This is a genomic window from Pseudomonas sp. FGI182, assembly GCF_000511325.1.
Taxonomy (GTDB): domain Bacteria; phylum Pseudomonadota; class Gammaproteobacteria; order Pseudomonadales; family Pseudomonadaceae; genus Aquipseudomonas; species Aquipseudomonas putida_Z.
The window spans coordinates 1,611,867-1,630,765 of the sequence record NZ_CP007012.1; the positions used below are offsets into that span (position 1 = coordinate 1,611,867).

Annotated in this window: 16 protein-coding genes and 7 tRNA genes; 18 read left to right on the plus strand and 5 right to left on the minus strand. The window is 63.2% G+C overall.

Translation table 11 applies throughout. The features are described 5' to 3' along the window. Window positions 1-3 precede the first annotated feature (3 nt). The 8 genes from tmk (at window position 4) to C163_RS07290 (ending at window position 6,812) form a co-directional block, all read left to right on the plus strand. A complete protein-coding gene (gene tmk / locus C163_RS07255; RefSeq protein WP_025338219.1) occupies window positions 4-636 on the plus strand; it encodes a dTMP kinase in 633 nt (210 codons plus the stop codon). Next, on the plus strand, window positions 629-1,615 hold the full coding sequence (locus tag C163_RS07260) for a DNA polymerase III subunit delta' (protein WP_025338220.1): 987 nt from the start codon (window positions 629-631) through the stop codon (window positions 1,613-1,615). The genes tmk and C163_RS07260 overlap by 8 nt, the downstream gene beginning before the upstream one ends. A 30-nt stretch (window positions 1,616-1,645) precedes the next feature. Beyond that, the gene (locus C163_RS07265) at window positions 1,646-2,428 is read left to right on the plus strand and encodes a TatD family hydrolase (RefSeq protein ID WP_025338221.1); all 783 of its coding nucleotides are present in this window, start codon (window positions 1,646-1,648) and stop codon (window positions 2,426-2,428) included. A gap of 703 nt (window positions 2,429-3,131) precedes the next feature. Continuing rightward, window positions 3,132-3,767 carry a TetR/AcrR family transcriptional regulator gene (locus C163_RS07270; RefSeq protein ID WP_003260720.1) on the plus strand — a complete coding sequence of 212 codons (636 nt, stop codon included), beginning with the start codon at window positions 3,132-3,134 and terminating at the stop codon, window positions 3,765-3,767. Between the two features lie 209 nt (window positions 3,768-3,976). Beyond that, the gene (locus C163_RS07275) at window positions 3,977-4,945 is read left to right on the plus strand and encodes a GTP 3',8-cyclase MoaA (RefSeq protein WP_025338222.1); all 969 of its coding nucleotides are present in this window, start codon (window positions 3,977-3,979) and stop codon (window positions 4,943-4,945) included. A 66-nt stretch (window positions 4,946-5,011) separates the two neighbouring features. After that, on the plus strand, window positions 5,012-5,617 hold the full coding sequence (locus C163_RS07280) for a DUF4823 domain-containing protein (RefSeq protein WP_013971585.1): 606 nt from the start codon (window positions 5,012-5,014) through the stop codon (window positions 5,615-5,617). A gap of 10 nt (window positions 5,618-5,627) precedes the next feature. Beyond that, the gene (locus C163_RS07285) at window positions 5,628-6,188 is read left to right on the plus strand and encodes a DUF1285 domain-containing protein (protein WP_025338223.1); all 561 of its coding nucleotides are present in this window, start codon (window positions 5,628-5,630) and stop codon (window positions 6,186-6,188) included. A gap of 207 nt (window positions 6,189-6,395) precedes the next feature. Further along, the gene (locus C163_RS07290) at window positions 6,396-6,812 is read left to right on the plus strand and encodes a cupin domain-containing protein (protein ID WP_025338224.1); all 417 of its coding nucleotides are present in this window, start codon (window positions 6,396-6,398) and stop codon (window positions 6,810-6,812) included. On the opposite strand, the gene C163_RS07295 is transcribed toward C163_RS07290, so the two are convergent. The 3 genes from C163_RS07295 to C163_RS07305 form a co-directional block, all read right to left on the minus strand. Further along, window positions 6,785-8,071: a cytosine deaminase gene (locus C163_RS07295; protein ID WP_025338225.1), complete on the minus strand. Its 1,287-nt coding sequence runs from the start codon at window positions 8,069-8,071 to the stop codon at window positions 6,785-6,787. The two genes, C163_RS07290 and C163_RS07295, sit on opposite strands and share 28 nt — an antisense overlap. Window positions 8,072-8,186: 115 nt before the next feature. Then, a tRNA-Asn gene (locus C163_RS07300) sits at window positions 8,187-8,262 on the minus strand. Window positions 8,263-8,324: 62 nt separating this feature from the next. Then, on the minus strand, window positions 8,325-9,521 hold the full coding sequence (locus C163_RS07305) for an amino acid aminotransferase (protein ID WP_025338226.1): 1,197 nt from the start codon (window positions 9,519-9,521) through the stop codon (window positions 8,325-8,327). Window positions 9,522-9,809: 288 nt separating this feature from the next. Between C163_RS07305 and uvrB the strand changes: the two genes are divergently transcribed. Beyond that, window positions 9,810-11,825, plus strand: a complete 2,016-nt coding sequence (gene uvrB, locus C163_RS07310) for an excinuclease ABC subunit UvrB (protein ID WP_025338227.1) — start codon at window positions 9,810-9,812, stop codon at window positions 11,823-11,825. A gap of 133 nt (window positions 11,826-11,958) precedes the next feature. Here the strand turns inward: uvrB and C163_RS07315 are convergent, their stop codons facing one another. Together C163_RS07315 and C163_RS07320 are read right to left on the minus strand one after the other, a co-directional pair. Then, window positions 11,959-13,509: an MDR family MFS transporter gene (locus C163_RS07315; protein WP_025338228.1), complete on the minus strand. Its 1,551-nt coding sequence runs from the start codon at window positions 13,507-13,509 to the stop codon at window positions 11,959-11,961. Then, complete coding sequence (locus tag C163_RS07320; RefSeq protein ID WP_025338229.1) at window positions 13,499-14,554, minus strand: HlyD family secretion protein; 1,056 nt, start codon at window positions 14,552-14,554, stop codon at window positions 13,499-13,501. Before C163_RS07320 ends, C163_RS07315 begins: the two co-directional genes overlap by 11 nt. 143 nt (window positions 14,555-14,697) lie before the next feature. On the opposite strand from C163_RS07320, the gene gltX reads away from it, so the two are divergent. The 9 genes from gltX to C163_RS07365 all read left to right on the plus strand — a co-directional run bounded on the left by gltX (window position 14,698) and on the right by C163_RS07365 (window position 18,804). Continuing rightward, window positions 14,698-16,179 (plus strand): glutamate--tRNA ligase, encoded by a 1,482-nt coding sequence (gltX, locus tag C163_RS07325; protein ID WP_025338230.1) that lies wholly within the window; start codon window positions 14,698-14,700, stop codon window positions 16,177-16,179. 289 nt (window positions 16,180-16,468) lie between these two features. Next, window positions 16,469-16,544, plus strand: a tRNA-Ala gene (locus C163_RS07330). Window positions 16,545-16,616: 72 nt separating this feature from the next. Then, window positions 16,617-16,692: transfer RNA gene (locus C163_RS07335), tRNA-Glu, on the plus strand. Window positions 16,693-16,745: 53 nt separating this feature from the next. Further along, window positions 16,746-16,821: transfer RNA gene (locus C163_RS07340), tRNA-Ala, on the plus strand. Window positions 16,822-16,864: 43 nt separating this feature from the next. Beyond that, a tRNA-Glu gene (locus tag C163_RS07345) sits at window positions 16,865-16,940 on the plus strand. A 60-nt stretch (window positions 16,941-17,000) separates the two neighbouring features. Continuing rightward, window positions 17,001-17,076, plus strand: a tRNA-Ala gene (locus C163_RS07350). Window positions 17,077-17,118: 42 nt separating this feature from the next. Continuing rightward, a tRNA-Glu gene (locus tag C163_RS07355) sits at window positions 17,119-17,194 on the plus strand. A 173-nt stretch (window positions 17,195-17,367) separates the two neighbouring features. Further along, window positions 17,368-17,907, plus strand: a complete 540-nt coding sequence (locus C163_RS07360; protein ID WP_013971594.1) for a TetR/AcrR family transcriptional regulator — start codon at window positions 17,368-17,370, stop codon at window positions 17,905-17,907. 15 nt (window positions 17,908-17,922) lie between these two features. Beyond that, window positions 17,923-18,804: an alpha/beta fold hydrolase gene (locus C163_RS07365; RefSeq protein ID WP_025338231.1), complete on the plus strand. Its 882-nt coding sequence runs from the start codon at window positions 17,923-17,925 to the stop codon at window positions 18,802-18,804. Window positions 18,805-18,899: the final 95 nt, after the last annotated feature.

An 18,899-nucleotide genomic window follows, 5' to 3' on the forward strand; every position in this document is an offset into this window, starting at 1 on the left:
CCTGTGAGCGGCTTGTTTATTACTTTGGAAGGCCCCGAAGGCGCGGGCAAGAGCACCAACCGCGACTACCTGGCTGCGCGCCTGTGCGAGCAGGGCCTGGACGTGGTGCTGACCCGTGAGCCCGGCGGCACGCCGCTGGCCGAAAAGGTGCGCGAGCTGCTGCTGGCGCCCAGCGATGAAAGCATGGCGGCCGACACCGAACTGTTGCTGGTGTTCGCTGCGCGTGCCCAGCACCTGGCGCAGGTGATCCGGCCGGCGCTGGCCCGCGGGGCCGTTGTCTTGTGTGACAGGTTTACCGATGCCACTTACGCCTACCAGGGCGGCGGGCGCGGTTTGTCGGTCGAGCGGATCGCCACCCTGGAGCAGTTCGTTCAGGGCGACCTGCGCCCGGACCTGACCCTGGTCTTCGACCTGCCGGTCGAAGTGGGCCTGGCCCGCGCCGCCGCCCGTGGCCGCCTGGACCGTTTCGAGCAGGAAGGTCAGGCGTTCTTCGAGGCGGTGCGTCAGGCCTACCTGCAGCGCGCCAACCGCGAACCACAGCGCTATAGCCTGCTCGATGCCGCCCAGCCTCTGGAGGCCGTGCAGCGCTCCATCGATGCGTTGCTACCAGGCATCGTGGAGCGTTGCCGTGGCTGAGGCCTATCCCTGGCAGCAGGCGCTCTGGCAACAATTGGCTGGCCGCAGCCAGCACGCTCACGCCTACCTGCTGCATGGGCCGCAGGGCATCGGCAAGCGGGCCCTGGCCGAGCGCCTGATGGCCCGCCTGCTGTGCCAGCAGCCCCAGGGCCTGGAGGCCTGTGGCGCGTGCAAGTCCTGCCTGCTGCTCAAGGCCGGTAGCCACCCGGACAACTTCGTCCTCGAGCCCGAAGAAGCCGACAAGCCGATCAAGGTCGACCAGGTGCGCGAGTTGGTGGCCTTCGTGGTGCAGACCGCGCAGTTGGGTGGGCGCAAGGTGGTACTGATCGAGCCGGTGGAAGCGATGAACGTCAACGCCTCCAACGCCCTGCTCAAAAGCCTTGAAGAACCCTCCGGCGACACCGTGTTGCTGCTGGTCACCCACCAGCCCAGCCGCCTGTTGCCGACCATCAAGAGCCGTTGCCAGCAGGTCGCCTGCCCGCAGCCCAGCCTGGCCCAGAGCCAGGCCTGGCTGGCTGGCGCGCTGCCCGACAGTGACGAGGCCGAGCGCGACGAGTTGCTGACCCTGGCTGCCGGTTCGCCGCTGATGGCGGTCAGCCTGCAGGCGCAAGGCGTGCGCGAGCAGCGCGCGCTGGTCACCGACGGGGTGAAGAAGCTGCTCAAGCAGCAGCAATCGCCCAGCCAGCTGGCCGATGCCTGGAACGGTGTACCGCTGTTGCTGCTGTTCGACTGGTTCTGCGACTGGGCGCACCTGATCCTGCGCTACCAATTGACCCAGGACGAGGAGGGGCTAGGCTTGGCCGATATGCGCAAGGTGGTGCAGTACCTGGCGCAGAAGAGCCGCCAGGCCAAGGTGCTGGAGGTGCAGGCATGGATCCTGGAACAGCGCCAGAAGGTGCTGGGCAAAGCCAACCTCAACCGCGCCCTGCTGCTTGAATCGCTGCTGGCCCACTGGCTGCAGTTGCCGGGCGCCCGCTGATTTTCATTTTTTCATGTGTGCCGTTATCCCATGCTCGTAGATTCCCATTGCCACCTCGACCGTCTTGACCTGAGCGCCCACCAGGGCTCCCTCGATGCTGCCTTGCAGGCGGCGCGTGAGCGCGGGGTCGGGCATTTCCTGTGTATTGGCGTCAGTGCCGAGAATGCTGGTGCGGTGAAGGCGCTGAGCGAGCGCTACGCCGATGTCGATTGCTCGGTAGGCGTGCACCCGCTGGACCTGGCGCCGGGCGAAACGCCGGCGCTGGAATGGCTGCTGCGCGAACTGGCTCACCCGCATGTGGTCGCGATTGGTGAAACCGGGCTGGATTACCACTACGAGCCGGAAGCAGCCGAGTTGCAGCAAGCCTCGTTCCGCCTGCACCTGGAGGCCTCGCGGCAGACCGGCAAACCGGTGATCGTGCATACCCGTGCGGCGCGTGCCGATACCCTGGCGCTGCTGCGCGAGGCCAACCTGCCGCAGGCTGGCGTGCTGCACTGCTTCACCGAAGACTGGGACATGGCCAAGGCGGCGCTGGACCTGGGGTATTACATTTCGTTGTCTGGCATCGTTACCTTCCGCAATGCCGATGCCCTGCGTGAAGTGGCGCGGCAGGTGCCGGTCGATCGTTTGCTGGTGGAAACGGATTCGCCGTACCTGGCGCCGATCCCGCATCGGGGCAAGCCGAATTTGCCGCAGTACGTGCGTGAGGTGGCGGAGTACGTGGCTTCGTTGCGCGGGGCCAGTTATGAGCAGTTGGCAGAACAGACCACTGCCAACTTCAAGCGCTTGTTCCCGTTGGCGCGGGTGAGCTGATTCGAAGGGGGTGGGTGTGCGAGGGCTACCAGGTGCCTGTCACAACATCTTCAGCGCCTGTGAGATCGAGCGCCGCCCGCGCAGCGCTTCGCAGCACAAGGCTGCTCCTACATCTGTTTCGGGCCAGTAACGCCTGTTCCGATGCACGCGGCCGCCTTGTTTGCCCGGCACGATATCGAGGTGGACACCACGGGCCCGCGCGGGTCTGCCTCAGGAATAACTGGCCCGAAACAGATGTAGGAGCAGCCTTGTGCTGCGAAGCGCCGCGCGGGCGGCGCTCGATCTGACAGGCGCTGCAACTATCGTGGCGGGCGCCTGGTGGTCCTCATGCAATCCCCACCAACCCCAAACTTGAACCCCGGCTTCATTACCCCTCGAAACACAAAAAAAACCCGGGTTCTGGGGGGGGAATCCGGGTTAAGACCATTAGGAGTAAAACAAAGGTACGCGGTCCCTGAGCACCTTTATCGGCGCGCCACTTGGGGGGGATGCGCCGCGCCAACACTTCAAGTATTGGTCAGCTTTGGCGCAGTGCCAGTGCATATTGATCGTTTTTTAAACAGATTTGGAATACGACAACGTTTCATTCCTCCCGCAGCGCATGGCCGTAAGCATCATGAAACACAGACATGCTAGGATGATCCGTGCAATTTCCCGCAAGTTAGGCATAATAAACCGCTTCGATTGTCATCCAGTCCTTCCTATGCAGAAAGAACCTCGTAAGGTCCGTGAGTTTCGCCGTCGCGAACAGGAAATCCTCGACACCGCGCTTAAGCTGTTTCTCGAACAGGGGGAAGACAGCGTCACCGTCGAGATGATCGCCGACGCTGTGGGCATCGGCAAAGGCACGATCTACAAGCACTTCAAGTCCAAGGCGGAGATCTACCTGCGCCTGATGCTCGACTACGAGCGCGACCTGAACGCGCTGTTGCATTCGGCCGACGTCGATCGCGACAAGGAAGCCCTGTCGCGAGCCTACTTCGAGTTCCGCATGCGCGATCCGCAGCGTTACCGGCTGTTCGACCGCCTGGAAGAAAAGGTGGTCAAGGGTAACCAGGTACCGGAAATGGTCGAACAGCTGCACAGCATCCGTGCCTCCAACTTCGACCGCCTGACCCAGCTGATCAAGGGCCGTATCAGCGAAGGCAAGCTCGAAGACGTGCCGCCGTATTTCCATTATTGCGCCGCCTGGGCGCTGGTGCACGGCGCCGTGGCACTGTACCACTCGCCGTTCTGGAGCAATGTGCTGGAGGACCAGGAAGGCTTCTTCCAGTTCCTGATGGACATTGGCGTGCGCATGGGCAACAAGCGCAAGCGCGACCCGGAACCCTCGAACTGAAGCATCCGCGTTCAGGCAATACGCAGTACCTGTAGGAGCAGCCTTGTGCTGCGAAAGGGCCGGTACAGCCAGCACACATCTGCATGGCTGTACCGGCCCTTTCGCAGCACAAGGCTGCTCCTACCTATTTCGGCGATGTGCAGGGCTTGCAAAAACCTGATTTATGAGTCAGGTTTTGCCAGCCCCCATCATCCATGCCGGAGTCATTCATGATCGTCGATCGTCAAGGCAGGCGTTTTCGCAACCTGCGCGTCAGCCTGACGGCTGCCTGTAATTATGCCTGCACCTACTGCGTACCAGACGGCAAGCGCCTGGTAGCAGCACAGGACGAACTGCCGGCGGATGCCCTGGCCCGTGGCGTGGCCTACCTGATCGACGCCGCCGGCATCGAACGCTTGCGCATCACCGGCGGTGAGCCATTGGTCAGTCCACGTCTGGATGCCTTCCTGGCCGCCGTGGCCAAGCTCGACCTTGACGATATCTCGCTGACTACCAATGGCCAGCTGCTGACGCGCAAGTTGCCCCAGTTGCAGGCGGCAGGTATCCGCCGATTGAACGTTTCCCTCGACACCCTCGACCCACAGGCCTTCCGCCGTATCGCCCGGGGCGGCGACCTGGCCAGCGTGCTGGCGGGCATGGAGCGGGCTAGCGCCATGGGCATGCAGATCAAGGTGAACATGGTGCCGATGCGCGGGCACAACCTCGATCAGGTGCTGCCGTTGCTGGATTACTGCCTTGAGCGCGGCTTCGAACTGCGCTTCATCGAACTCATGCGCATGGGCCACCTGGCCCGTGACCACAACGCCTTCCTGCAGCAGTTCGTCGGCCTCGACCAACTGCTCGCACTGATCGCTGGCAAGCATGCCTACGTTCAGGTCGACGCGCCGCTGGATGCCACCGCCTTGCGTTATCAGGTACCCGGCAAAGGCCACTTCGGCGTGATCGCCAACGAAAGCGTACCGTTCTGTCGCACCTGTTCGCGGCTGCGCCTGTCCTCCACGGGCTGGCTGCACGGCTGCCTGTCGTCGGGCAATCGCCATTTCGTCGGTGACCTGCTGGAAAAACCGCGGCATCAGGCGCTGCCGGCCCTGCAGCGCTTGCTGGTCAAGGCCTTGGCAGACAAGCAGGACCTGGCGTTTTCCGGCGATGTGATGGTGATGAAGGTGATCGGTGGCTGAAGCTGGCGCAAAAGCTGCATCCGCCGGCTATTCGCCGGTTTTTCGTCGCCGGCCACTGGAGGAAAGATGCGTAGCCTGGTTTTGCTGCTGGCGCTGATGGCGCTGGGCGGTTGCATGAATGTCAGCGATATGGGCGAGGGCGTCCGTTACCACATGAGCGATGCCGGTCTGCTGGACCACAGCGATACCCGGCGCACCCTGTCGATCCGCCTGCAGCCCGATTCGTTCATCTTCATCGGCCAGGGCGCGTTCGTGCCCCCAGGCAAGGGGCCGGTGCCGCGGCAGAACGCGGTAGCCGAGCAGGCCTACAAGAGCTTCGTCGAGTATTTCCCGCTGGTACGCCGCGCCCAAGGGCCACTGGGCCTGGAAGAGGCCATCGCCCAGGCGCGTTCGGTGGGTGCCGACTACGTGCTGTACACCCGCTTCGCCCGGACCGACGACCGTATCGGCAATGGCGACGAGTGGTATGACGAACAGGCGGTCGACCGCCTGGGCTGGGACACCGGCGTGGTGCAGATGATGCTCATCGAAACCAGCACCCGCTACCTGATCGACACTGCGCGTATCAAGAGCCGTGGCGGTTTGTTGACGTTCCACGATAAAACCCCGGAGGATTTGCTTGGCGCGCCGATGCGCGAGTACGCTCGTAGCCTTCTGGGTGTGAGTGAATGAGGCAAGCGTGATGAGCGATTCCGGCAAGGCCAATGATCTTCTGGCGCAGATTCCCAAGGCCAAGGGCCTGCCGCCGGTGCATCTGTGGAACCCGGATTTCTGCGGTGACATCGACATGCGCATCGCCCGTGATGGCACCTGGTACTACCTGGGTACGCCGATCGGTCGCAAGCCGATGGTGCGGCTGTTTTCCACCATCATCCGCCGCGATGGCGATGACTACTTCCTGATTACCCCGGTAGAGAAGGTGGGCATCCGCGTCGACGATGCGCCGTTCGTGGCCGTGGCGCTGGACGTGGAAGGTGAGGGTGAGCAGCAGGTGCTGCGCTTCACCAGCAATGTCGAGGACCAGGTCGAAGCCGGGCCGGCCAACCCGCTGCGCGTGGTGATCGACCCGGTCACGCAGGAGCCATCGCCGTATGTGCTGATGCGCAGCAACCTTGAGGCGCTGATTAATCGGAATGTGTTCTACCAGTTGGTAGAGCTGGCGGTGCCGCGTGAGATCGATGGGGAAGAGTGGCTTGGGGTCTGGAGCCACGGTGAGTTTTATCCGATCGGGCGTAGCAGCTGAGATCTCTGTTGCCTGCACCGGCCTTTTCGCGGGCTCGCCCGCTCCCACAGGGTTCTCCACAGGCTTCAAGGGTGTGGAAGCGGGCAAGCCCGCGAAGAGGCCGGCACAGGCAATAATCGGCCTCTTGGTTTTTCCCCGAATTGGTCATTTGTCTCTCTGCCCCACAGGCCTAACCTGCAGGCAATTGCCATCCAGGAGAAGCCCCCCATGAAACCCTTCAGCATCATCCTTTTCGGTCTGTTCGCCGCTCAAACCCCTGCCTGGGCGCACGGCGACGCTGCCGACCAGGTCAAGGTCCTGCTGCAGCAACAACCCTCGAACGCCCCCGGCAAGAGCGCCGTGATGCTCACCGTCAGCTACGCCCCCGGCCAGGCATCACCCGCGCATCAGCACCCGGGCGCAGTGATGGCCTACGTGCTGGAAGGGGCAGTGGTATCGAAGCTCGATAACGAGCCGGAGAAAACCTACAAGGCCGGTGAATACTGGTACGAAGCCCCGGGTACCGTGCACAGCGTGTCACGCAACGCCAGTCAGAAGCAGTCAGCCAAGTTGCTGGTCTGGAGCCTGGTGGATGAAGGCAGTGCGGTCACGTTGCCCTATCCAGCAGCAGGCTCGGAGCGCTGAGCCTGCCCCAGCCGGGTTGTCACTTCCTGCATCAGGTTCGGGTCCAGTACCTGGCAAGGCGCGACCTGCGCGTTGCTGGTGTAGAACGGCGGCAGATTTTGCGCCAGTCGAGCAACGTCCTTGGCAGTGCAGCCTGTTGGCAGCAACACATATTGCAGGCTTGAGGGGAAGGACGGCGCGGTGTGCCGTTCCATAGTGGAGCCATAGGCGCCAAGGGTCATGACCGCCTCGCTGCCGGCCGGGTCCGGAAAACGGAGCAGGACGAATGTGCAGTAACGGGGGTGGGTGAGATGCTGGTGTGCTTCGTCGCGGACCTGTGGGTCGTCATGGTTCATCAGGTTCCAGCGTAACGCGGCGTAGCTGCGAGTGGTCTCCATGAACGCAGTGCGAATGGGGGAGCGCGTTTCGTCACCGCCCAGGCAGGCCAGCAGATTGCCGAATGGGTCCAGCAAGGCTACGGCGTTGCACGTATCTGCCGCGAGTGCTGTATCGACCAATGGCTCGGCCAGTTCGATGCCGGGCAGGCGAGGGTCTGCACTTTTGATGCGCAGGCTCCATGGGCTCAAACCCGCCAGGGCCTGGCGTACCAAGCTCCGGCTGGGTAGGGCGATCGGGTCTTTCAGGGCAGATGGCGGCAGGCCGGCGTTGCTGCTTTCGTCGTGCACATGGTTCACGCTGGCCTCGAACAACGAACGGGTAAGGCACATCGTTGCAGCATCGATGCGTTCGCCGGCGTAGATCGGCCCTTGCGCCGCCCCGACATAGTCGCGATCAAAAGGGCTGCCGACAGCATAGTAGCCCCACGTGGCTTGCGCGCGCAGACGAAGTGCGGCCGGCAGGCCGGGGAATTCGAAGCGGCCGTCATGATTGATGCCGGCAAAGGTGTCGAGCGCACTTACCGCAACATTGAAGCCGGCAGTCAGCAAGGCGCCTGCGCACATGGCGCAGGGGTCGAGCGTGGTGATGACGGTCAGTTCATGCGCAGGGGGGAGGGCAAGGCGCTGCTGGTTGTCGAAATACCAGTCGACCAGCCGGCGCTCACCATGCCCCGTTGGGTCGTGAAGCCTGAATGCGGGTTGCGCCTGGCTGGCAGAGGGCTCCAGCACGCGGTTGTGCAGGGCGACCAGTACCTTGCCAGTGGCATTTTCGATGATGCAGCCACCCACGGCGAACGTTGCTTGTCGGCTAGCCAGGAGGGCCTGGTTGGCGGCGATTGCTACCGCTTGCTGAGCGTTCTGGGTGAAATCGTTGGCTTTCATGCTTGCCCTGTGCTCGTCGAGGGATCTCGGACGATACAGCAGCTGTGCACTGGCATGAGGGGATAAGTGCAACAAAAAACCTCCAGTGCTTGCGCATCTGGAGGTTTTCAATGTTTGGCTCCGCGACCTGGACTCGAACCAGGGACCCAATGATTAACAGTCATTTGCTCTACCGACTGAGCTATCGCGGAATCTGTGCGTATCTTACTGATTGCCTAGGGGAAGTCAAGCCACCCCTAGGCAAAACAATGAGTTACAGCACCTGCACGATAGCTTTGGTCACCACGTGGATGTTGCTCTGGTTCAGCGCGGCCACGGCGATGCGGCCGGTGTCCAGCGCATAGATGCCGAACTCGTTCTTCAGGCGGGCGACTTGTTCGACGGTCAGGCCCGAGTACGAGAACATGCCAACCTGGCGGCCAACGAAGCTGAAGTCGCGGTTGGCGCCATATTCGGCCAGCAGCGCAACCATCTGCTTGCGCATGCCGTGGATGCGCTCGCGCATTTCGGCCAGCTCGGTTTCCCACATCTGGCGCAGTTCGGCGCTGTTCAGCACGGTGGCAACGATGGTTGCACCGTGGGTCGGCGGGTTGGAGTAGGTGGTGCGGATCACGCGCTTGACCTGCGACAGTACGCGGGTGCTTTCGTCCTTGGAGGCGGTGACGATCGACAGCGCACCGACGCGCTCGCCGTACAGCGAGAACGACTTGGAGAACGAGCTGGACACGAAGAACTCCAGGCCCGACTCGGCGAACAGGCGCACGGCGAAGGCGTCTTCGGCGATGCCGTCACCGAAGCCTTGGTAGGCCATGTCGAGGAACGGCACGTGGCCCTTGGCCTTGACCACTTCCAGGACGTTTTTCCAGTCGTCCAGGCTCAGGTCGACGCCGGTCGGGTTGTGGCAGCAGGCGTGCAGCACCACGATCGAGCCGGAAGGCAGCTTGTTCAGGTCTTCGAGCATGCCGGCGCGGTTGACGTCGTTGGTCGGCGCGTCGTAGTAGCGGTAGTTCTGCACCGGGAAGCCGGCCGATTCGAACAGCGCGCGGTGGTTTTCCCAGCTCGGGTCGCTGATGGCAACCACGGCGTTTGGCGACACACGCTTGAGGAAGTCGGCACCAATCTTCAGCGCGCCGGTACCGCCGACGGCTTGCACGGTAACCACGCGGCCAGCGGCCAGCAGTGGCGACTCGGCACCGAACAGCAGCTTTTGTACAGCCTGGTCGTAGGTGGCGATGCCGTCGATCGGCAGGTAGCCGCGCGAGGCGTGCTGGGCGGCACGCTGGGTCTCGGCTTCGATCACGGCGCGCAGCAGCGGAATGCGGCCTTCCTCATTGCAGTACACGCCCACGCCCAGGTTGACCTTGTCGGTACGTGGGTCGGCGTTGAATGCTTCGTTGAGGCCCAGAATAGGGTCGCGGGGTGCCAGCTCGACAGCGGAAAACAGGCTCATTGTTACCTTGGCTCTGATTGGAGTGTGATAGGACGTACACGCTCCAGCCCGAATGCACTGAAGCGGTGCACAAACGGGGAGTCAGTATAGTGATACCGACCGGTCACCGCGACAGTCCGGCATCGCTTTTCCGGTCATTTGCGCAAATATTTTTCGACCATTGGTCTAATTGCCGGGTCCACCGTAACAAGCGCTCACAGCTGTGCCTTGAAAGCGCCCCCCGGCGGGCGCATTTGGGTATAGACTACTGGCTAAATTTACAGTTGCTGCAACACCGTGAGGTCCGTCATGTCCGAGTTTCAGCTCGTCACCCGTTTCCAGCCGGCCGGCGACCAGCCCGAGGCCATTCGCCAGATGGTCGAAGGCATCGAGGCGGGGCTGTCGCACCAGACGCTGCTCGGGGTGACCGGCTCGGGCAAGACCTTCAGCATCGCCAACGTCATTCAGCAGGTGCAGCGCCCGACCCTGGTGCTGGCGCCGAACAAGACCCTGGCCGCGCAGCTATATGGCGAATTCAAGGCGTTTTTCCCCAACAATGCGGTGGAGTACTTCGTTTCCTACTACGACTACTACCAGCCTGAAGCCTACGTACCGTCGTCCGACACCTTCATCGAGAAGGACGCTTCGATCAACGACCACATCGAGCAGATGCGCCTGTCGGCGACCAAGGCGCTGCTGGAGCGGCGTGACGCGATCATCGTCACCACCGTGTCGTGCATCTACGGCCTGGGCAGCCCCGAGACCTACCTGAAAATGGTCCTGCACGTGGACCGCGGCGACAAGCTCGACCAGCGCGCGCTGCTGCGCCGCCTGGCCGACCTGCAATACACCCGCAACGAGATGGACTTTGCCCGCGCCACCTTCCGCGTGCGTGGCGATGTGATCGACATCTTCCCGGCCGAATCGGACCTCGAGGCCATCCGCATCGAACTGTTCGATGACGAGGTGGAGAACATCGCCGCCTTCGACCCGCTGACTGGCGAGGTCTTCCGCAAGCTGCCGCGTTTCACCTTCTACCCCAAGAGCCACTACGTCACCCCGCGGGAAACCCTGCTGGAGGCGGTGGAAGGCATCAAGGAAGAGCTCAAGGACCGCCTGGGGTACCTGCAGAAGGCCAACAAGCTGGTCGAGGCCCAGCGCCTGGAGCAACGCACCCGCTTCGATCTGGAGATGATCCTGGAGCTGGGCTACTGCAACGGCATCGAGAACTACTCGCGCTACCTGTCCGGGCGCCCGGCCGGGGCGCCGCCGCCCACCCTGTACGACTACCTGCCGCCCGATGCGCTGCTGGTGATCGACGAATCCCACGTCAGCGTTCCGCAGGTCGGCGCCATGTACAAGGGCGACCGCTCGCGCAAGGAAACCCTGGTCGAGTACGGCTTCCGCCTGCCTTCGGCGCTGGACAACCGGCCGATGCGTTTTGACGAGTGGGAAGATGTCAGCCCGCAGACCATCTTCGTGTCGGCCACCCCGGGCCCCTACGAGGGCGAGCACGCCGGGCGGGTGGTGGAGCAGGTGGTGCGCCCCACCGGCCTGGTCGACCCACAGGTGGAAGTACGCCCGGCGCTTACCCAGGTGGATGACCTGCTGTCGGAAATCCGCAAGCGCGTGGCGCAGGGCGAGCGGGTGCTCGCCACCACGCTGACCAAGCGCATGGCCGAAGACCTCACCGACTACCTGGCCGACCACGATGTGCGGGTGCGTTACCTGCACTCGGACATCGACACCGTCGAGCGGGTGGAGATCATCCGCGACCTGCGCCTGGGTACCTTCGACGTGCTGGTGGGCATCAACCTGCTGCGTGAGGGCCTGGACATGCCCGAGGTGTCGCTGGTGGCGATCCTCGATGCCGACAAGGAAGGTTTCCTGCGCTCCGAGCGCTCACTGATCCAGACCATCGGCCGTGCTGCGCGTAACCTCAATGGCCGGGCCATCCTGTATGCCGACAACATCACCGGTTCCATGCAGCGCGCCATCGACGAGACCGAGCGTCGTCGCGAGAAGCAGATCGCATTCAACCTGGCCAATGGCATCGTGCCCAAAGGTGTGGTCAAGGACATCACCGATATCATGGAAGGCGCCACCGTGCCCGGCGCGCGCAGCAAGAAGCGCAAGGGCATGGCCAAGGCAGCGGAGGAGAGCGCCCGTTACGAGGCCGAGCTGCGCACGCCGGGCGAGATCACCAAGCGCATCAAGCAGCTGGAAGAGAAGATGATGCAGTTCGCCCGCGACCTGGAGTTCGAGGCCGCGGCGCAATTGCGCGACGAGATTGCCCAGCTGCGCGAGCGGTTGATTACCAGCTGAAGCCTGGCGCGGGCCTTGTGGGAGCGGGCGTGCCCGCGAAGAATTCAGCGCGGTGGCTGGCACCGGCTGCGCCGGTGTTCGCGGGCGCGCCCGCTCCCACTCCCACAGGGACCGCATACAGTCTGAAATAGCCTCAATGTGCTTCTCCCGCTTTCAGCCCCTCTGGCAACTTCCGCGTCAACAACACCGCCACCATGCTCACCGCCAACCCGATCCCCACAAAGTGGAACGCATCGTTGTAGGCCATGATCAGCGCCTGCTGGTGAGTGATCTCGCTCAACTTGCCCAGCGCCGCATTGTCATTGCCCAGCCGCTCCGCCAGTTGCGCCAACCGCTCCGCCACCTGCGGGTTGTTCGGCACCAATGCCTCCCTCAGGTAATCGAAATACACCTTGGTCCGTGCATCCAGCAGGGTGGCCAGCAGCGCAATGCCGATCGCACCGCCCAGGTTACGCAGGATATTGAACAGGCTCGACGCCGAACCCGCATCCTGCGGCTGTATATACGCCGTGGCGATCAGCGAAATGGTCACCATGATCATTGGCTGGCCGATGGCACGGATGATCTGGATATGGTTGAACTGCGGCCCTGCAAAGTCCGGGTTGAGCACCCCCGAGCCGAAACTGGCGGCGCCGAACAGGCAGAACCCCAGTGCGCATAACACCTTGGGCGACACCACTTTCATCAGTTGCGGCACCAGCGGGATCAGGAACAGCTGCGGGATACCCATCCACATGATCACCTCGCCGATCTGCAAGGCGTTGTAGCCCTGTACCTGAGCCAGGTACAGCGGCAGCAGGTAGATCGACCCGTACAAGCCCACCCCCATGCCCAGGCTGGCGATGCTCGACAGGCCAAAGTTGCGGTTGCCGAGAATGCGCAGGTTGATCAGCGGGTGTGGCTTGGAAAACTGCAGAATCACGAAGGTGATCAGGCTGACCAGGGCGATGCTGCCAAGGCCGACGATCAGCTGCGACTCCAGCCAATCCTTGCGGTGGCCTTCCTCCAGGAACACCTGCAGGCAGCCAAGCCCCAGGCCCAGGGTGACGATGCCGGCGTAATCGGTACTTTTCAGCAGTTCCCAGTGCGCGTCCTTCTTTTCCAGCCCGTACAGCAGGCCGGCGATCATCACCAGGCCCGGTGGGATATTGATGTAGAAAATGTATTCCCAGCCCCAGTTCTCGGTCAGCCAGCCGCCCAGGGTAGGGCCGATGGAGGGGGCGAAGGTGGCGGTCATGGCGAACATGGCCATGCCCTTGGCGCGGTGGTGTTCGGGCAGCTTGATCAGGGTCAGGGTGAAGGCCAGCGGGATCAGCGCACCGCCGGTAAATCCCTGCAGGGCGCGGAACAGGATCATGCTCTCGAGGTTCCAGGCCATCGAGCACAACAGCGACGACAACAGGAAACCGCCGGATACCCACACCGCCAGGCGCCGCGCCGACAGCAGCTGCACCAGCCAGGCGGTGAGCGGGATCATGATGATCTCCGCGACCAGGTAAGAGGTGGAAATCCACGAGCCTTCCTCCAGCGTCGCCGACAGTGCGCCCTGGATGTCCTTGAGCGACGAGTTGGTGATCTGGATGTCCAGCACCGCCATGAAGGCGCCAAGCATCACGCTCATTACCGCGATCCAGTCCCTCCGGGTCGGCTCTGCGGTGGGCCTGAGCAGCTGGTCACCGGCCATTGTGGCCTTCGTCTTCGCTGCGCAGGTCGACGGTGGCGGTCACCGACATGCCAGGGCGGATGCGCCCGTGCAGTGGGTTGTCGGCGCGGAAGGTCAGCTTGACCGGGATGCGCTGCACCACCTTGGTGAAGTTGCCGGTGGCGTTGTCAGGCGGCAGCAGGCTGAACTGCGCGCCGGAGGCGGCGAACAGGCTGTCGACCCGGCCTTCGATCGGTGTGTCGGGGTAGCTGTCGAACAGCAGTTCGGCACGCTGGCCGGGCTGCATGCGGCCGATCTGGGTTTCCTTGAAGTTGGCCTGCACCCAGATGTCTTCGTCCGGCACGATCGACAGCAGGTAGGCACCGGCCTGTACCACCTGCCCATCGCGCGCGTTGCGCTGGCCGATGCTGCCGCTGATCGGTGCGCGGATTTCGCAGCGGGTCAGGTTCAGTTCGGCCTGGGCCAGGTCGGCGCGGGCGTTGGCGATCTGCGCGTCGAGGCGCTTGAGCTCGGCGGTCAGCGCATTGACCTGCTGGCGCTGGCTTTGCAGGTCGGCACGGGCCTTGTCGACCTGCGAGCCGGCGACATGGCTGTCTGCGGACAGGGTGGTGACCCGCTCTTCCGATACGAAACCTGGCTTGCGCAACTTCTCGGCGCGGCTCAGGTCCAGGCGCGAGCGGTCGAAGGTGGCCTGGTTGGCCGCCACCTGGGCCTGGCCGGCGGCGATCAGGCTGGCTTGCTGGGTCAGGCGGCTTTGCGCCTGCACCTGTTCGGCTTCGCGGGTGGCCAGGGCGGCACGGGCGCGTTGCACGGCCAGTTCGAAGTCGGCGGCCTCCAGGCGCACCAGCAGGTCGCCTTTCCTGACATGCTGGTTGTCCTCGACCCGCACCTCGTCGATGCGTGCGCCCAACTGGCTGGAAATGCGCGTGATCTCGCCCTGTACGTAGGCGTTGTCGGTGCTTTCGTAGAAGCGGCCCTTGAAGTACCAGTGGCCCAGGAAGGCAAGGGCGATGACGGCCACCACGGTGAAGAAGACCAGCAGGCGGCGTTTGAGTTGGGCAGGCATGAGGACTATCGTTCCAGAAATGTAAATAAATTTAACAGCGGCACACGGCCGGTCGACAAGTGACGTTCGCGCCATTGCTGGAGCCCGGTGCCTGCCTCCTGCTAACATCCCGCCTTTGTTTCATCTTTCGTTCGAGACTCTCCATGACCACCGTACGCACGCGTATCGCGCCATCGCCTACCGGCGACCCCCATGTCGGCACCGCCTACATCGCCCTGTTCAACTACTGCTTTGCCAAGCAGCACGGCGGTGAGTTCATCCTGCGCATCGAAGACACCGACCAACTGCGCTCCACGCGCGAGTCGGAACAGCAGATCTTCGATGCCCTGCGCTGGCTCGGCATCGAATGGAACGAAGGCCCGGACGTCGGCGGCCCGCATGGCCCGTACCGGCAGAGCGAGCGTGGCGAGATCTACGCCAGGTACGCCAAGGAGCTGGTTGACGCCGGCCATGCCTTCTACTGCTTCTGCACCGCCGAAGAGCTGGAGCAGATGCGCGCCGAGCAGCAAGCCCGTGGCGAAACCCCGCGCTACGACGGCCGCGCGCTGCTGCTGAGCGCCGAGGAAGTGCAGCGTCGCCTGGACGCTGGCGAGCCGCACGTGATCCGCATGAAAGTGCCGAGCGAAGGCGTGTGCGTGGTTCCGGACATGCTGCGTGGCGATGTCGAGATCCCGTGGGACCGCATGGACATGCAGGTGCTGATGAAGAACGACGGCCTGCCGACGTACTTCCTGGCCAACGTGGTTGACGACCATCTGATGGGCATCACCCACGTGCTGCGCGGCGAAGAGTGGCTGCCATCGGCACCCAAGCTGATCAAGCTGTACGAATACTTCGGCTGGGAACAGCCCAAGCTGTGCTACATGCCGCTGCTGCGTAACCCGGACAAGTCCAAGCTGTCCAAGCGCAAGAACCCGACCTCGGTGACTTTCTACGAGCGCATGGGCTTCATGCCCGAGGCGATGCTCAACTACCTGGGCCGCATGGGCTGGTCGATGCCGGACGAGCGCGAGAAGTTCTCGCTGGCCGAGATGGTCGAGCACTTCGACCTGTCGCGTATCTCGCTGGGCGGCCCGATCTTCGACATCGAGAAGCTGTCCTGGCTGAACGGCCAGTGGCTGCGCGAACTGCCGGTCGAGGAGTTCGCCGCGCGCCTGCAGAAGTGGGCGTTCAACAGCGACTACATGATGAAGATCGCCCCGCACGTGCAGGGCCGGGTGGAAACCTTCAGCCAGGTTGCCCCGCTGGGCGGGTTCTTCTTCGAAGGCGCGCTGAAGCTGGACGCCAAGCTGTTCGAAAGCAAGAAACTGTCGGCCGACCAGGTACGCCAGGTGATCCAGCTGATCCTGTGGAAGCTCGAAAGCCTGCGTCAGTGGGAAAAGGAGCGCATCACCGGTTGCATCCAGGCGGTGGTAGAGGCGCTGGAGCTGAAGCTGCGTGACGCCATGCCGCTGATGTTTGCCGCCATTACCGGCCAGGCCAGCTCGGTTTCGGTACTGGACGCCATGGAAATCCTTGGCCCGGACCTGACCCGCTACCGCCTGCGCCAGGCCCTGGACCTGCTGGGTGGTGTGTCGAAGAAAGAAAACAAAGAGTGGGAAAAGCTGCTGGCCTCCATCGCCTGACAGTGGTCCCGAGGCTATAAGCCGAACCTGTGGGAGCGGGTTCACCCGCGAATACGATGGTGCGTTTTCCGTCGCATTCGCGGGTAAACCCGCTCCCACAGGGCTCACTGTTCAGTTTTGGCAAGGGCAGGGCGGTAAGTGATTGTTATCTGTGAAAAATTTTTTGAATATTTTGAAAAATTCGTTTGACAGCCCTGCAATCCGATCTTAATATGCGCCCCGTCCACAGCGATGAACGAAAACGAAACGCCAGGCACCCAGCCAGCGCTTCGGTTCAAAGCGACATTGTGGGGCTATAGCTCAGCTGGGAGAGCGCCTGCATGGCATGCAGGAGGTCAGCGGTTCGATCCCGCTTAGCTCCACCAAATTCCGTCTGGCAGCCAAGGCTGTCGGGCAAGACCGGGTCCAGCAACCGGGTCTTGAAGGTAAGAAGGTTCGTCCCCTTCGTCTAGTGGCCTAGGACACCGCCCTTTCACGGCGGTAACAGGGGTTCGAGTCCCCTAGGGGACGCCAGTTTTGCACAAGCGATGTTTCAGGATGTCGCTGGGCCGAGAGGCTAAAAATCCGGGGCTATAGCTCAGCTGGGAGAGCGCCTGCATGGCATGCAGGAGGTCAGCGGTTCGATCCCGCTTAGCTCCACCAATTTTTGCCGCGGTTCGCGCAAGCGGATCGGCACGAAGGTTACGTCCCCTTCGTCTAGTGGCCTAGGACACCGCCCTTTCACGGCGGTAACAGGGGTTCGAGTCCCCTAGGGGACGCCACTTTTCCTGCGTTTTGCAGGGCTTTAAAGGCTCGTCGATTACTGATGAGCCTTTTGTTTCGGGGCTATAGCTCAGCTGGGAGAGCGCCTGCATGGCATGCAGGAGGTCAGCGGTTCGATCCCGCTTAGCTCCACCATTTCTGCCGCGGTTCGCGCAAGCGGATCGGCACGAAGGTTACGTCCCCTTCGTCTAGTGGCCTAGGACACCGCCCTTTCACGGCGGTAACAGGGGTTCGAGTCCCCTAGGGGACGCCACGTTTACCCGCGTTTTGCGGGACTTTTAAGGCTCATTCGATTATTGAATGGGCCTTTTGTTTTTCTTCCCTATTCAAAACTTCGCGACCGACAGGCGGCTGCAGATTCTGCTTGCCAAAAAATATTATGCGAATAATATTTCGATCATCATATTTTGATCTGCGAGTGGCCTGATGAGCGACAAGAAGAGCAGAACCCGCGAACGCATCCTCGAGGCGGCGCGAAGTGCGCTGATCCAGCATGGCCCGGCCGAGCCTAGCGTCAGCCAGGTCATGGGGGCGGCAGGCCTGACCGTCGGTGGCTTCTACGCCCATTTCGACAGCAAGGACGAGTTGATGCTCGAAGCGTTCCGTCAGTTGCTGGGCGAGCGCCGCGCCTTGCTCGCGCAGATCGACCCCAGCCTGGATGGCGCCGGGCGGCGGGCGCTGGCCAGTGCCTTTTACCTGTCGCGCAAGCACCGTGATGCCGAAGTGCATGCCTGCCCGCTGCCCAACTCGCTGGGCGAGATGCAGCGCCTGCCGGAGGCCTTCCGCGAGGTGCTGGCCGAGCACATCGAGTTGATGGCAGCCGCCATGGTCGACCGCCCCGAGGATGCCGACAAGGCCTTGGCCGACCTGGCCCTGATGGTTGGCGGCCTGGCGCTGGCCCGTGCCCTGGGCACCAGCGAGCTGTCTGATCGTATTCTGCGCGCCGCCAAATCGGCGGTGCTTTAACCCTGGAGCATGGCGATGACTACCCTGAGCTGGATTCGTGGTGTCAATGGCACCCTGGGCCACCTGGCCCCCGAGCATGTCGCGGGCAAGATGCGCCGTGCCTTCATGACCCCGCGCAACCTGCCGCCACGGGATTGGGAGTTGCCCGTGCTGGCCAGCGCCGAGCGCATCACTCTGCGCTTCGGCTTGTCGGCCTTGCGCTGGGGCAAGGGGCCGGCCGTGCTGCTGATGCACGGCTGGGAAGGGCGCCCGACCCAGTTTGCCGCGTTGATCGAAACCTTGGTCCAGGCCGGGCATACCGTGGTGTCGCTGGAGGGGCCGGGGCATGGGCGTTCGCCCGGCGAGCAGGCAAATGTGGTGCTGTTTGCCCGAGCGCTGCTGGAGGCTGCCGCCGAACTGCCGCCGCTGCGCGCGGTTATTGGCCATTCCATGGGCGGCGCCAGTGTATTGCTGGCCCTGCAGATGGGGCTGCGCACAGAGGCAGCGGTCAGCATTGCCGCTCCGGCGCGGCTGTTGGGCGTACTGCGTGGCTTTGCCCATCGCCTGGGGCTGCCAGCGCGGGCGCGGGCGGCATTCATTCGCCAGGTGGAGCGGGATGTGGGCATGCAGATTGCGCGGCTGGATGTGACGGGTTACCAGCTGGAGTTGCCTGGGCTGGTGGTGCATGCCGCCGATGATGCGTTGGTGGCAGCTGATGAGGCCCAGGTCATCCACAAGGCCTGGTTCGATAGCCGCCTGATGCTGCTGGAGGCGGGTGGCCACCAGCGGGTGCTGTCCGATCCGCGCCTGAGTGCAGCGGTGCTGGAGCTGCTGGCCCGGGCTGGCGCGGTCCCTGTAGGAGCGGCCTTGTGTCGCGATGGGCTGCGCAGCGGCCCCGGCAATCTGTGTCGGGACTGAGATTTTGGGGCCGCTGCGCGCCCCATCGCGACACAAGGCCGCTCCTACAGGGACCGCGTAGCCCCGCAGGCAAGTGCAGAAGGGCTGGACTTTCC